Here is a 13,288-nt window from a genome sequence, read left to right as displayed (position 1 = left end):
CCAGGTCGTCGTCCGACCAGTGGTACCCGGTCGGTGGCCCGACGCTACGAGGACGGCAACCCCGTGACAACGCCTCGCGAAACACAACGGCACGGGACGAAACCGGACGTCATGAACCGGCCTCCGGAGCCGCTCCACGACGGCGTCCGCGGCGGTGGACCGTGACACCCGCACGCCGGGCGGTCGATGTCTGACACGATCGGCGCATGCCCCTCGACGGAACTCCCCCGGACCGTGTCGGCTTCCTGACCATCGGGACGTTCGACCCCGCTCGCCCCGCACTCGGGATCGAGGACACGCTCCGGGTGATCGAGCGCGGCGAGGGACTCGGCCTCGACAGCGCCTGGCTCCGGCATCGACACCTGCAGCACGGCATCTCGTCCCCGGTCGCGGTGATGGCGGCCGCGTCGCAGCGAACGTCGCGGATCGAGCTCGGCACGGCCGTCACGCCGATCGGTGCGGAGAACCCCTTCCGCCTCGCGGAGGACCTCGGCACGGTGGACGTGCTGCTCGGCGGACGCCTGAACCCCGGCTTCTCCGCCGGGCCCCCGATGAACTACGACCTCTACCGTGACGCGCTCTACCCGGACACCGCCGACCAGGAGGACCTCGGCCACGACCGTCTCCTCCGCTTCCGCGACCTCGTCCGCGGAGACCCGGTCACCGCCACCGTCGAGCGACGCGGCATCGAGGAGTTCTCGCGCTCGGTCCAGCCCCTCAGCGCAGGCCTGGTCGACCGGCTCTGGTACGGGACGGGCAGCACGCGGTCGGCCGTCTGGGCCGCTGAGAACGGCTTCCACCTGCTCACCTCGAGCGTCACACGCAGCGAGGTCGGCACGGACTTCGCCACGAACCAGCGGGCCCAGATCGACGCCTACCTCGACGCGCACCCCACCCCGGACACCGCCAGGATCTCCCAGGGCCTCGTGGTCATCCCGACGGACAGCGCGACACCGGAACAGCAGGCGCGCTACCGCCGGTACGTCGACTCGCGCTCCGGACGGGTCGGGGTGCCGTTCGGGCCCGGCGGGCTGCTCTTCGCCGCTGACCTGATGGGGAGCTCGGAGGAGATCGCCGACCGCCTGCGGGCCGACGCGGGCTACCAGGCGGTCACCGAGGTCGCGTTCGCCCTGCCGTTCGACCTCGAGCCAGACGACTCCGCCCAGATCATCACCGACATCGCGGAGCGACTCGGCCCGGCACTCGGGTGGCGCCCGGCGGACGCGGACTGATCGGACGGGAGGCCCGTCACGCGGGACAGACGAGGGCGACGGCCCGCGGTCTCCCGGACTCCGCCGTCCCCGCCCCTCTCGCACCGATGCGATCCGTCTTCCTCGGCGCGACGGCCAGTACGGTGGGTGACATGGACACCAGCGCCCGTCCGGACAGTCGCAGCGAGCCGTTCGCCTCGGGCGACCCGGTCCTCCTCCGGAGCGTGCACGACTTCGGCGCCCGCGGTGACGCCGTCGCCTTCGCGGTTGCCGGCCGGGTCCTGGTCGACGACGACGACCTCGCCGTCGTCGCGAGTCCCATCGGCTCGGCGGTGCGCCGCCGTGCCGGTGTCGGCAGCGGTCCGAACGGGCGGCTCGTCCTGCCTGCGGACTGGGACGGGTCGTACGTCGAGGACGGGTGGACCGGTGCGGCCGTCGTCCGCGTGCACCCGAAGGGCTCCCCCTGGTCCGTCTGGCGCTGGCACGACGGTTCCGACTGGCTGCGTGACTGGTACGTCAACCTCGAGTTGCCCTGGGTCCGGACGCCGCTCGGGTTCGACAGCCAGGACTGGACACTCGACGTCGTCGCCACGACCGGTCCGGACGGCACGTGGTCCGTCCGGTACAAGGACGAAGACGAACTCGCGTTCTACGCCTCGACAGGCCATTGGCCCGAGACCATGCGCGCCGTGATCGAGCAGGCGGGCGAGGACGCGACCGCGGTCGCACGCGCGCGCCGCTTCCCGTTCGACGCCGACTGGTCCGGCTGGGTCCCTGATCCCGCCTGGCCGGGTCCCGGACTGCCGACGGACTGGAGCGTGGTCCGGTGAGCAGGCTGGAGGGCCGTCCAACGCAACCGACGCGGCCTGCGGTGCCGTGCCTCCCGGACGCCGTCCTCCCGGTGGACGCGACGACGGCGTTGACCGCGTTCAGCCTGGCGGACGGGCCGGCGCTCGCGGCAGCGGTCGCGGACCTCGAGATCCGTCGGTGGTTGCCGCTCCCGCGCCCGTACACGGTGCAGCTCGCCGGTCGGTGGGCGACCGAAAGCACCGAATCGATCCGTGCCAGCGGAGCCGGGCTGGTCCGCTGCATCCGGGTCGGGGGTTCCCTCGCCGGGTGCATCGACGTGAAGCGTGTCGACTGGCGCGCCTGCACGGCCGAGATCGGCTACTGGCTCGCGCCGGAATTCCGCGGTCAGGGTCACGCATCCGCTGCGGTGCGCGCGCTCTCGTCGTGGTTGCTCGACGTCCACTCCTTCGAGCGTGTCGAGCTCCGCATCGCGACAGGGAACTCGGCATCGGCGAGGGTCGCCTCCCACGCCGGGTTCGTTCGCGAGGGCGTCGCGCGGAACGCCGGGTTCACGGATGACGGCCGGGTGGACCTGGCGGTGTGGTCGCGCATCGCGGGAGAGGGGCGAGTCTGAGTCCGAGTGCTGCTCGCATCTCCGGTCCGAGGGCCAGTACGGTCGGAGCCATGGACAACGGCTGGCGCGGAGCTCTCGCAGCGATGACGATCATCATGTTCGCCGGGGCGATCGGGACGGGAGCGAGCGCGCTCTTCATCTTCTCCAGAGCGGGCGGAGACCTCGAGACGATCGCCGTGAACGCGCAGACCATCGTGTGGATGTCGAGCATCTGCGGGACGCTGCTCGTCGGGGCGTTCAGCACCCTGGTCTCGTGGCTCGCGGTCAGTGCCGTCGTCCGCGAGCACCAGAAGGACCGCGAGCAGGCCGCACGCCTGGCGAGCCACATCTGAAACTCGATCCTCGGTTCCCGTCCTGCACCGCACCGCTGGCACGGCGACCCCGGCGACAGACTGTTCTCCGATCACGTCGCCGTCGGAAGAGGTGAAGCGGCCGAGGAGGACGAGCGCGCGTTCCGGTGGGCCCTGCCGGGATCGAACCGACGACATCCACGGTGTAAACGTGGCGCTCTACCAGCTGAGCTAAAGGCCCTCGCACCGCGTCTGGGTGCATCCCACATCCTACGGGTGCGCCGAGAGCGACGCCGAGCCCGTGACTACGCTCGCTCGCATGCGCCGCTCCCCCGCCGTCGTCGCCGCCGCCGTGCTCGTCGCCCTGCTGTCGGGCTGCTCGGCACCCGGTGCCGACACGAGTTCGGTCGAGCCGCCATGGCCACGTCCGACGGACCTCGCCCACCGCGCTGACGAGGCCGGGCTCGAGAACGTCTGGGGCGAACGCCTGGCGGAACACGTGCACACGCATCTGACCATCACGAACGGCGACACCCCGGTCGTGGTCCCGGGCAACATCGGGCACGCGAAGGCGCAGCGCTTCGCCGCACAGCTGCACACGCACGACACGTCCGGCATCCTGCACGTCGAGTCCCCGACCCGTCAGACGTTCACGCTCGGGCAGTTCTTCGACGAATGGGGTGTCTCCCTCGGGCCGGCGCACGTCGGTGGACTGCACGGTGAGCTGACGATCTGGGTGGACGGCAAGCGGTTCTTCGGCAACCCACGGTCGATCGAGTTGACGAACCGACGGGAGATCGGGCTCGCCGTCACGACGATCGGCGAGGTCCCGCAACGCCCGGCCCCATTCGACTGGCCGCCGCAGTACCACTGAGCCGCCCCGCTCAGGCCTCCTTCGGCGCCACCCACCCGAGGTCCAGGTCCCACTCGTCCACCGAGCTGGGCCCGAGTTGCCACACGTACTCGTTCTTGAGCTTCCGACCGTCGTCGCGGAACGGCCCGGTCCGGTACGGGTAGAACGCCACGGTCGGCAGCGTCCCCGGAGGTGCGGTGCGGATCGCGTTCGAGAAGTCGCGGTTGAGCCGGCGCAGTTCGGTGACCACGGCCGGCCGGGCGCGATCGGCGTCGAACGAGTCGGCGGATGCGGCGAGCTGGAAGGCGATGTGCAGCTGGCGGTCGCCGTGGTCGTCCTCGTAGCTGATGAGCCGGTGGTTCTCGATCGCTTCGAGCAGGACCGGGTCGCCGTACACGACGTCGCGCACGGCGTCTGGTGCGACGACAGCGCCGTTGAAGTCGACGGACAGGTCCGATCGGCCGTAGTGGAACAGCAGCGGCAGGTCGAGCTCGGCCTCGGCGAGCAGGTCCTCGTGCCCGGTCGCCCGCAGCACGGGCTTGAGGTCGCGCATCCGCACCACGTGCCCACGGTCGTGGATGTTGTACCGGATCCGGGGGCTGATGTTCTCGGAGCGGGCGATCGTGACGACGAGCTCGCCGCGGTCGTTCGTCTCGATCAGGTAGCCGAACGGGTTGAACTGGAACACCATCGGCAGGACGCCGTACTCGGACTGCTTGGTCAGTGCCGTCGAGAGCGCCGGGTCGGCAGCGATCGCCTTCCGCAGCGCCACCGAGAAGCCGGTCTCGATGCCCAGGTTGATCTCGAGGTCGCTCGCCCCGTACGACCCGAGGACGGTGTGCGCGTACTGCTCGATGTGGGCGCGCATGTTCTCGCTGATGCCCTCGCCGCCGAACGCCGCGACGATCGTGTACTCGCGCCAGTCGATCCGGTCGTCCTCGAACAGCGCCTTGAGGAACGGCGGGTAGCTGAGGATCACGTAGGTGAAACCGGTGCCGAACTCCTGCATCGTCTGCACGATCTTGTCGCGGTCCGGCCCGATCGACTTGATCATCGTGGACTCGGTGAGCGACGCCGTGACGTTCATCCCGGTCGCCCACGCGCCGAGCGAGAACGCGTTGAGCACGAACGGCTGCTTCGCCAGTTCCTTCGAGGTCCGGGCGAACCCGAGCTGCAGCAGCTGCCGCGTCGCCTGCCGCTCGTCGGGTCCGCGCACCCAGCTCGTCGGGACACCGGAGGACCCGGACGACTCGTCGACGACGACACCGCGCCGCGGGAGCCGACCGTCGAGACAGCGCTCCGGGATGCTCCACCGCTTGACGTAGGACTCCTTGTCCATCTCCGGCAGTCCCGAGAACGCGGTGGCGATCCCGCTGCGCGCGTCCAGACGGGAGGAACGCCCTAGGCCCGCCAGGAACGCCCGGTACGCGGGCACCCGCTTCGCCGCCAGCTCCGCGGTCCGCCACGCACGCCACCGCCCGAGGGTCCAGCGGAGCGGCTCGATGCCCGGCGCGAGCAGGAACTTGTGCGTCCCGACCCGCGGCATGAACAGTCCGACGACCACTTCGACGACCCAGACCACCGTGAACACCGCCGCTCGCTTCACGAGACACCGCCGTCAGCAGCCGCGGCGAGGGTCATCGCCGACGCAGGCCGTCGGTGCGCCAGGGGCGGCGGAGCACTCCGGCCGAAGCGGAACAGCATCCACGCCATCCGCCCGTCGGACTCGTCGACCCCGGCACGCTCGACGAAGGCCGCGTGCGACCGCGGGTTCGTGATGACGGTCCCGAAGGGATGCAGGGCGATCCCCCGCGCATCGAGGTCCAGCCAGATGCGCATGAACGTCCGACCGGCCTCGACGTACTCCGCCGGCGACCCGAACGGCCCCTCGAGCCAGCCGAGCTGCCGCACGCCACGCATGGTCGACAGGTAGACCTTCTTGAACGTGGTGCCGATGCCGGGTGCTTCCCACAGCCCGCGGTGCTCCATCGCGAACTTGAGCACCGGCCCCGGCATGAGCATCGTCTCGGCCGACAGCCCGTCCCCGGTGTCCGCCGCCTGGCGCTTCGAGAACCGCAGCCAGTGCAGGATCTCGGTGTGCACCGCGTCGTTCCGCAGGTCGTCGAACAGCGTCGCCTGGTTCACGCGCACGATCTCGTCGACCGTGGCCCGGTCCGCCGTCGTCCGGAACCGGTGACCGGCCTGCGCCGCGATCGTCTCCGACGCCCGGATCACGTCGTCGTCCACGAGGGTCGCGTCGTAGGGTCTGCGCGAGGTGCGCCGAGCGAGGAAGCCGTGCAGGGCCTCCCGGTCGGCAGCCGTGACTGCGTGCGGCGTCAGCGCGACGCTGCCGAGCCGGTGCAGGTGGTCCGCCGGGTCTCGGTCGACCCGGCCGAAGTCCATCTCAGCGTGGTCCAGCGCCTCGGTGACGGTGAAGCCGTGCGCCCGGGCGACCACGTCGAGCCCTGCGAGGAACGCGCCGGCGCAGACGTGCCCGAACGGGATCCCGAAGGACTCCGCCGGCAGTCCCCGCCGCAGGTCGTAGAAGACGGTCGCGGTGCGGTCGTCCTCCACCCGCAGCACGATCGGCTGCGAATTGTGCGGTGACGGGTAGTGCCGTGCATCCTCGATGATGCCGGTCCAGGGTGTGGCCATCGGTTCCCCCTCGGTGGTCGTTGCCGCGAGCATACGCACCACCCGTCCACGTCCATGCCCGCTCTGGCATGCCTGTGGACGACGCCGTACCGTCTGGGATGCTGTGGAGGAAGGACAGCGTGCCAGGACGCCGTCCAGGCGAGAGCACCATGGGCACAGCCGAGAGCAGCATGGGCACAGGGGAACGGGGACTTCGATGACGGAACCGTCAGCACCACAGCAGGGCGACCGACGACGCTGGTGGATCGTCGGTGCCGGGGCGCTCGCCGTCGTGGTCGCCGCCGCCACGGTCGCGTGGTCCCTCACCGACTCCGGCCGGGAGGCCCGACCCACCCCCACAGCGGCCGTCGCCACCACCACGCCCACGCCCACCCCGTCCCGTACGCCGCTCCCCGCCGTCCCCGACCGCCCGTCGGACGAGGCCCTCGCCGCACTCCCCCTGGCGTTCCACGACGCCGTGATCGGTCAGCTCCTCGACGGCTCGCAGGTCGACGCCCGGAACCAGTGGACCACCGCGACCCCGAAGGCACCGCTGGTCCCGCTCTACGCCGCGCCCGACGCGGACGCCGCTCCGGTCGCGACGCTGTCCTCGTCGGTGTCGACGATCAACACACCGACCGCGACCGCTGTCTGGGGTCGATCGGCCGGCGAGGACGGCGGCATGGTCCTCGTCTCGACGCCGTCCCGGAACCGGACGCCGGGCGACGGCGGGGTCGCCGAGGCGCCGAGTTCGACGTTCGCCTGGGCCCGCGCTGCCGACTTCACGCTCGCGGGCACCGACCGGGAGGTCCGGGTCGACAACGCGACCGGCACGATCGCGATCGTGCACCGCGACGGCACGGTCGAGACGAGCGAGACCGCACGCCTCGGCACCCCGGACGATCCGACGCCGGCGGCCACGAAGACCTACATGGAGGCGAACTACGTCGACCCGCAGGTCCCGTACACGCAGGGGCACCCGATCGCGCTGACCGGGGCGCACTCGTCGAAGCTCGCAGGGTACGGCGGCAACGCAGCCCTCACCGCGCTGCACTTCTACCCGGACCCGACCGGGTCGTCGCACGGCTGCGTCCGCATCACCGCCGCGATGACGGACGCACTCGCGGAGCTGCCGATCGGGACGCCGATCGAGTTCACCTGAGCAGTTCGCGGACCACCGCGTCGGGACGTTCGACGTGCGCGAAATGCCCGCAGTCCTCCAGGAGGACCGTGCGGACGTCCGGCAGGACACGACGGAGACGCGCGAGGTCGTCCACCCGCGCGAACACGTCCTGCCGTCCCGCGAGCGCGACGACGGGGCACCGGACCTCCGACCACAGTCGGGTGTCGTAGCGGGCGGCCGCGCGGGCCGCGCCGAGGAACCCGGCCGGGCGGAACTCCGCGACGAACGCTTGCAGCACGCTCGGGTCCAGCCGACGGACGGCGGCGAACACCGGCCCCGCGAGCAGCGGGAGCAGTCCGATCCGGGCGAGTCCGCGCAGGAGGCCGTGCGCGCCTCCCCGGGTCACCGCCAGCCCGGCACGCAGCAGCGTGAAGGCCGGCAGGGTCCGCAGTGCCCGGACCGGGTGGCGCGCAGCCGCCACGGTGGCGGAGGTGGTGCCCGAGACGAGTCCGAGCGACCGCACCCGTTCCGGCTGGGTCACCGCCAGGTGCAGCCCGACGAAGGCGCCCATGGAGTGCCCGACGACGTCGACCCGGTCGAGACCGAGGGCATTGAGCACGTCGACGAGCACCTGCGACGACTCGTCGACGTCGAGCGGGACGGCCGGTGCGGGTGACGAGCCCCACCCCGGCAGGTCGACGAGCACCAGGCCACGCCCGGCGATGCCGTCCGCTGCGGACAGCAGGGGCGTCCACGTGGTCCACGACCCGGCGACACCGTGCAGGAACAGCAGCGGCCGGGGGCCCGGGCGGTGCTGCACCACCGTCGGGCCGGCAGTCGTCCCGACGGTCGTCGTCGTCAGGCCCCATCGAGCGGGGTCGACGACGACGGGGTACGGCGCGTACGAGTCCGGTCGTGCGGCTCCCACCTGCGGGACTGCGCCGGTGTCGGTGACGCTCACCGTGCCTCCAGTCCGACGTCGGATGACGTCACCCGGAGTTCGGAACCGACGCCGCGTCGGAGGGGTCGACGGTTCAGCCGACGGGGACCGGCCCGGCGCAGGCCGCGAGCCGGTCGAGCGCCGCCCGGTACTCCGTGACGTCGCGGGCGACGCCCGGCTCCGTGATGATCGACGCCTTGATGCGGCCGTCGACGTCGATGACGAAGGTCGCGCGGGTGGCGAAGCCCTTCTTCTCGAGGAAGACGCCGTACTCCTTCGACACCGCACCGTGGGGCCAGAAGTCCGCGAGCAGCTCGAAGTCGTAGCCGTTGACCTGCGCGAACGACCGCAGCGTCGCCTTGGAGTCGACCGAGATGCCGATCAGCTCGATGCGCTGGTCCTGGAACATCGCGATGTTGTCCTGCAGGGTGCAGAGCTCGTCCGTGCAGGTGGACGAGAACGCGAGGGGGAAGAAGACGAGTGCGACCGGGCGGTGGCCACGGTGGTCGCTGAGTCGGACGTGCTCACCGAACTGGTTCGGGAGCTCGAAGTCCGGCGCGAGTGAGCCGATCTCCAGAGCCATCGTTGAGGTGCTTCTCTCCCAGGGCGTTGGGTGTGCCCTACGGTTCCACACGTCCACCGGTCGCGGACGCACGGTCGGCCATGCTACGCCGACGCCCTCCGAACGCAAGTGCCGTCCGCCCTGCGTCGCGGTCAGCGGGACCGTCGGTGCGGGGGCCTAGAGTGGATCCGGCCCGTCCCCGGTCGTGACCCGACCACCGACGGCTCGACATTCCACCACCACGAGAACGAACGAGGTCAACGGTGACGGTGAACGACCAGGACCCGCGCAGCACCGCAGGAACGGACCAGGACCCGGAGGAGACCGCCGAATGGCGTGAGTCCCTCGACGGCCTCGTCCAGGCCCACGGACACCAGCGGGCTCGCGAGATCATGCAGAGCCTGTTGAAGCGCTCGAACGAGCTGCACCTCGGTGTGCCCATGGTCCCGACGACCGACTACGTCAACACGATCGCGCCGGAGGACGAGCCCGAGTTCCCCGGCGACGAAGAGCTCGAGCGTCGCTACCGCCGCTGGATCCGCTGGAACGCGGCCATCACGGTGCACCGCGCGCAGCGCCCCGGCATCTCGGTCGGTGGGCACATCTCGACGTACGCGTCGAGCGCCGCCATGTACGAGGTCGGCTACAACCACTTCTTCCGTGCGCAGGACCACCCGTCCGGCGGCGACCAGGTCTTCTTCCAGGGACACGCCTCCCCCGGCATGTACGCCCGTGCCTACATGGAAGGGCGCCTCAGCGAGGACCAGCTCGACGGTTTCCGTCAGGAGAAGTCCCACGCCGGCGGCGGGCTGTCGTCCTACCCGCACCCTCGCCTCATGCCGCACTTCTGGCAGTTCCCGACCGTGTCGATGGGCATCGGCCCGATCAACGCGATCTACCAGGCACAGCAGGCCAAGTACCTGTCGAACCGCGGCATCAAGGACGCCATGGACCAGCAGGTCTGGGCGTTCCTCGGCGACGGCGAGATGGACGAGGTCGAGTCCCGCGGCCAGCTCCAGGTCGCGGCCAACGACGGCCTCGACAACCTGAACTTCGTCATCAACTGCAACCTCCAGCGCCTCGACGGCCCGGTGCGCGGCAACGGCAAGATCATCCAGGAACTCGAGGCGTTCTTCCGCGGTGCGGGCTGGAACGTCATCAAGGTCGTCTGGGGCCGCGAGTGGGACGACCTGCTCGCCCGTGACACCGACGGCGCACTGCTCAACCTCATGAACGCGACGCCGGACGGCGACTACCAGACGTACAAGGCCGAGAACGGCGCCTACGTCCGCGAGAACTTCTTCGGGCGCGACCCGAAGGCGCTCGAGCTGGTCGAGGACTACTCCGACGACCAGATCTGGAACCTCAAGCGCGGTGGCCACGACTACCGCAAGGTCTACGCGGCGTTCAAGGCCGCCAGTGAGCACAAGGGCCAGCCGACCGTCATCCTGGCGAAGACGGTCAAGGGCTACGGCCTCGGACCGAGCTTCGAGGGCCGCAACGCGACCCACCAGATGAAGAAGCTCACGCTCGACAACCTCAAGCAGTTCCGCGACGAGATGCGCATCCCGATCACGGACGCGCAGCTCGAGGAGAACCCGTACACGCCGCCGTACTACCACCCGGGCAACGACGACGAGGCGATCCAGTACATGCACGAGCGTCGCCGTGAACTCGGTGGCTACGTGCCGGAACGTCGCACGAAGTACACGCAGGTCAACCTGCCCGACGAGTCGAAGTACCAGGTCGTGAAGAAGGGCTCCGGCAAGCAGGAGGTCGCCACGACGATGGCGTTCGCCCGTCTGCTGAAGGACCTGCTCCGCTCGCCCGACTTCGGCAACCGGGTCGTCCCGATCATCCCGGACGAAGCGCGAACGTTCGGCATGGACGCGTACTTCCCGACCGCGAAGATCTACAACCCGAACGGCCAGCACTACACGTCGGTCGACCGAGAGCTCCTCCTGGCGTACAAGGAGAGCCCGCAGGGACAGATCATCCACGTCGGCATCAACGAGGCCGGTGCCCTCGCAGCCTTCACCGCCGTCGGCACGTCGTACTCGACGCAGGGCGAGCCGCTCATCCCGGTCTACGTCTTCTACTCGATGTTCGGCTTCCAGCGCACCGGCGACGCCATCTGGGCCGCCGGCGACCAGATGACCCGTGGGTTCATGATCGGTGCCACCGCCGGTCGCACCACCCTGACGGGAGAGGGCCTGCAGCATGCGGACGGCCACTCGCCGCTCCTCGCCGCGTCGAACCCGGCGGTCGTGTCGTACGACCCCGCGTACGGGTACGAGATCGGGCACATCGTCCGGACCGGGCTCGAGCGCATGTACGGCACCAACGAGGACGGGACCCCGTCGCACGACGACCCCAACGTCATGTACTACCTGACGGTCTACAACGAGCCGCTCGTGCAGCCGGCCGAGCCGGAGGGCGTCGACGTCGACGGCATCGTCAAGGGCATGTACCTGCTCAAGTCGAGCGAGCACGACGGCCCGAAGGCCCAGCTGCTCGCATCCGGCGTGGCCGTGCCGTGGATCCTCGAGGCGCAGCAGCTCCTCGCCGAGGACTGGGGCGTGTCGGCCGACGTGTGGAGCGTCACCAGCTGGGGCGAGCTCTACCGCGACGGTGTGGCCGCCGAGCAGCACGCGTTCCTCAACCCGAACGAGCAGGCGCGCACCCCGTACGTGACCGAGCGTCTGCTCAGCACCGAGGGCCCGGTCGTCGCGGTCAGCGACTTCATGCACGCCGTGCAGGAGCAGATCCGTCCCTTCGTCCCGACCGACTACGCCACGCTCGGCGCCGACGGATTCGGCTTCTCGGACACCCGTGCGGCAGCCCGCCGCTTCTTCCACATCGACGGCCCGTCGGTCGTCGTGCGGACGCTGCAGCAGCTGGTCCGTCAGGGCAAGCTCGACGCCTCGGTGGTGCAGCAGGCGATCGACAAGTACCGTCTGCACGACGTGACCGCCGGGACGACGGGCAACGCGGGCGGCGAGAGCTGACCCGCTGGTGATGGCACCACGCGCCGACACCGCCGGAGCGAGAGAGGACGACCGGGCACGGGCGCTCTCCTGGCTCCGGCAGGTGTCGGGCGAGCTCTCGACCGCCACGATCAAGCGCCTGGAGGACACGCTCCCCTGGTACAGCGAGATGCCGCCCGGACGCCGTTCGGCGGTCGGCATGGTGGCTCAGGCCGGCATCACGTCCTTCATCTCGTGGCTCGAGGGCAGCGCGTCGACGCCGTGGATCGCGGCAGCCGACGTGTTCGGTTCGGCACCGCGGGAGCTCCTCCGCTCGGTGAGCCTGCAGCAGACCCTGCAGCTCATCCGCGTCGTCGTCACCGTCGTCGAGGAACGTGCCGCCGACGACGAGATGCTCCAGGAGGCGATCCTCAAGTACTCGCGCGACATCGCCTTCGCCGCCGCTGACGTCTACGCCCGCGCCGCCGAGGCCCGCGGCCTCTGGGACGCCCGTCTCGAAGCCCTCGTGGTCGACTCGATCCTGTCAGGCGAGTACGACGACGAGCTGCCCTCGCGGATCGCCGCGCTCGGCTGGCACGGACACGGTGAGGTCGCGGTGCTCGTCGGCACCGCACCGCGGCAGCTCGAGGTGGACCAGGTCCGTCGGACGGCCCGACACCAGGACGCGGACGTGCTGATCGGCGTCCAGGGCTCCCGGCTCGTCGTGGTCATCGGCCGGGCCACCCCGCGTGACGACGTGCCCGAGGGCGAAGAGCCCGTCTCGTTCATGTCGATCGCGCAAGAGCTGGAACCGCTGTTCGGTGAGGGTCACCTGGTGCTCGGCAACGAGGTACCCGGGGTGGTCGACGCCTCGACCAGCGCCAAGGCCGCACTCGCGGGCTTCGCCGTCGCACGCGCGTGGCGTGGCGCACCCCGTCCGGCCCTCGCCGACGACCTGCTCCCGGAGCGCGCGCTCGCCGGCGACCCGCTGGCCCGGTCGGCGCTCGTGCAACGGATCTACATCCCGCTGAAGGACCAGTCGACCGAGCTCCTCCAGACGCTCTGGTGCTACCTGGACACCGGGCGCTCGCTCGAAGCCACCGCGCGTGAGCTCTTCGTGCACCCGAACACCGTGCGCTACCGGCTGCGCCGTGTCGCCGACGTCATCGGATGGGACGCCACCCACGCCCGCGACGCCCTCATCGTGCAGTCGGCGCTCATCCTCGGCGCGATGTCCGAGTCGGCGTCCACCCGCCGTCGTCCGACCCGCCGGTAGGGGTTCCTAC

Annotated in this window: 12 protein-coding genes and 1 tRNA gene; 8 read left to right on the top strand and 5 right to left on the bottom strand. The window is 70.5% G+C overall.

What is annotated here, in order from left to right; genetic code table 11:
• Positions 1-206 precede the first annotated feature (206 nt).
• From DEJ33_RS04210 to DEJ33_RS04195, 4 genes are all read left to right on the top strand, one after another.
• Entirely contained in the window at positions 207-1,232 is a 1,026-nt protein-coding gene (locus DEJ33_RS04210) for an LLM class flavin-dependent oxidoreductase (RefSeq protein ID WP_111194324.1), read from the top strand.
• Between the two features lie 131 nt (positions 1,233-1,363).
• A complete protein-coding gene (locus DEJ33_RS04205) occupies positions 1,364-2,041 on the top strand; it encodes a DUF402 domain-containing protein (protein ID WP_146242516.1) in 678 nt (225 codons plus the stop codon).
• A gap of 41 nt (positions 2,042-2,082) precedes the next feature.
• On the top strand, positions 2,083-2,634 hold the full coding sequence (locus DEJ33_RS04200) for a GNAT family N-acetyltransferase (protein WP_181437246.1): 552 nt from the start codon (positions 2,083-2,085) through the stop codon (positions 2,632-2,634).
• Between the two features lie 50 nt (positions 2,635-2,684).
• The gene (locus DEJ33_RS04195; protein WP_111194322.1) at positions 2,685-2,966 is read left to right on the top strand and encodes a hypothetical protein; all 282 of its coding nucleotides are present in this window, start codon (positions 2,685-2,687) and stop codon (positions 2,964-2,966) included.
• A 126-nt stretch (positions 2,967-3,092) separates the two neighbouring features.
• Here DEJ33_RS04195 and DEJ33_RS04190 read toward each other — a convergent pair.
• Positions 3,093-3,165, bottom strand: a tRNA-Val gene (locus DEJ33_RS04190).
• A 78-nt stretch (positions 3,166-3,243) separates the two neighbouring features.
• Here DEJ33_RS04190 and DEJ33_RS04185 point away from each other — a divergent pair.
• Positions 3,244-3,798, top strand: a complete 555-nt coding sequence (locus DEJ33_RS04185; RefSeq protein ID WP_111194321.1) for a hypothetical protein — start codon at positions 3,244-3,246, stop codon at positions 3,796-3,798.
• Positions 3,799-3,808: 10 nt separating this feature from the next.
• Here DEJ33_RS04185 and DEJ33_RS04180 read toward each other — a convergent pair whose 3' ends face one another.
• Both DEJ33_RS04180 and DEJ33_RS04175 read right to left on the bottom strand, forming a co-directional pair.
• Entirely contained in the window at positions 3,809-5,383 is a 1,575-nt protein-coding gene (locus DEJ33_RS04180; RefSeq protein ID WP_258378084.1) for a phenylacetate--CoA ligase family protein, read from the bottom strand.
• Positions 5,380-6,432 (bottom strand): hypothetical protein, encoded by a 1,053-nt coding sequence (locus DEJ33_RS04175; RefSeq protein WP_111194409.1) that lies wholly within the window; start codon positions 6,430-6,432, stop codon positions 5,380-5,382. The genes DEJ33_RS04180 and DEJ33_RS04175 overlap by 4 nt, the downstream gene beginning before the upstream one ends.
• Before the next feature lie 196 nt (positions 6,433-6,628).
• Here DEJ33_RS04175 and DEJ33_RS04170 point away from each other — a divergent pair, with 196 nt between their 5' ends.
• Entirely contained in the window at positions 6,629-7,573 is a 945-nt protein-coding gene (locus DEJ33_RS04170; RefSeq protein WP_111194320.1) for a L,D-transpeptidase, read from the top strand.
• Here the strand turns inward: DEJ33_RS04170 and DEJ33_RS04165 are convergent.
• The gene (locus DEJ33_RS04165) at positions 7,566-8,495 is read right to left on the bottom strand and encodes an alpha/beta fold hydrolase (protein ID WP_181437245.1); all 930 of its coding nucleotides are present in this window, start codon (positions 8,493-8,495) and stop codon (positions 7,566-7,568) included. The two genes, DEJ33_RS04170 and DEJ33_RS04165, sit on opposite strands and share 8 nt — an antisense overlap.
• A 73-nt stretch (positions 8,496-8,568) precedes the next feature.
• The gene (locus tag DEJ33_RS04160) at positions 8,569-9,057 is read right to left on the bottom strand and encodes a peroxiredoxin (RefSeq protein ID WP_111194318.1); all 489 of its coding nucleotides are present in this window, start codon (positions 9,055-9,057) and stop codon (positions 8,569-8,571) included.
• A 242-nt stretch (positions 9,058-9,299) separates the two neighbouring features.
• On the opposite strand from DEJ33_RS04160, the gene aceE reads away from it, so the two are divergent.
• Positions 9,300-12,044 (top strand): pyruvate dehydrogenase (acetyl-transferring), homodimeric type, encoded by a 2,745-nt coding sequence (gene aceE / locus DEJ33_RS04155; RefSeq protein WP_111194317.1) that lies wholly within the window; start codon positions 9,300-9,302, stop codon positions 12,042-12,044.
• A gap of 10 nt (positions 12,045-12,054) precedes the next feature.
• Positions 12,055-13,278: a CdaR family transcriptional regulator gene (locus DEJ33_RS04150; RefSeq protein ID WP_111079468.1), complete on the top strand. Its 1,224-nt coding sequence runs from the start codon at positions 12,055-12,057 to the stop codon at positions 13,276-13,278.
• Positions 13,279-13,288: the final 10 nt, after the last annotated feature.

The sequence above is a fragment of the Curtobacterium sp. MCPF17_047 genome, from assembly GCF_003234045.1.
Classification (GTDB): Bacteria; Actinomycetota; Actinomycetes; order Actinomycetales; family Microbacteriaceae; genus Curtobacterium.
The sequence above is the reverse complement of the archived record's forward strand: the minus strand, read 5'-3'. Positions and strand labels throughout refer to the sequence as shown.

Excerpts from the sequence above, each read along its gene's own strand:
- DEJ33_RS04210 (WP_111194324.1), top strand. The coding sequence starts at position 207 with ATGCCCCTCGACGGAACTCCCCCGGACCGTGTCGGCTTCCTGACCATC.
- DEJ33_RS04170 (WP_111194320.1), top strand. The coding sequence starts at position 6,629 with ATGACGGAACCGTCAGCACCACAGCAGGGCGACCGACGACGCTGGTGG.
- DEJ33_RS04205 (WP_146242516.1), top strand. The coding sequence starts at position 1,364 with ATGGACACCAGCGCCCGTCCGGACAGTCGCAGCGAGCCGTTCGCCTCG.
- DEJ33_RS04185 (WP_111194321.1), top strand. The coding sequence starts at position 3,244 with ATGCGCCGCTCCCCCGCCGTCGTCGCCGCCGCCGTGCTCGTCGCCCTG.
- DEJ33_RS04150 (WP_111079468.1), top strand. The coding sequence starts at position 12,055 with ATGGCACCACGCGCCGACACCGCCGGAGCGAGAGAGGACGACCGGGCA.
- DEJ33_RS04195 (WP_111194322.1), top strand. The coding sequence starts at position 2,685 with ATGGACAACGGCTGGCGCGGAGCTCTCGCAGCGATGACGATCATCATG.
- DEJ33_RS04160 (WP_111194318.1), bottom strand. The coding sequence starts at position 9,057 with ATGGCTCTGGAGATCGGCTCACTCGCGCCGGACTTCGAGCTCCCGAAC.
- DEJ33_RS04175 (WP_111194409.1), bottom strand. The coding sequence starts at position 6,432 with ATGGCCACACCCTGGACCGGCATCATCGAGGATGCACGGCACTACCCG.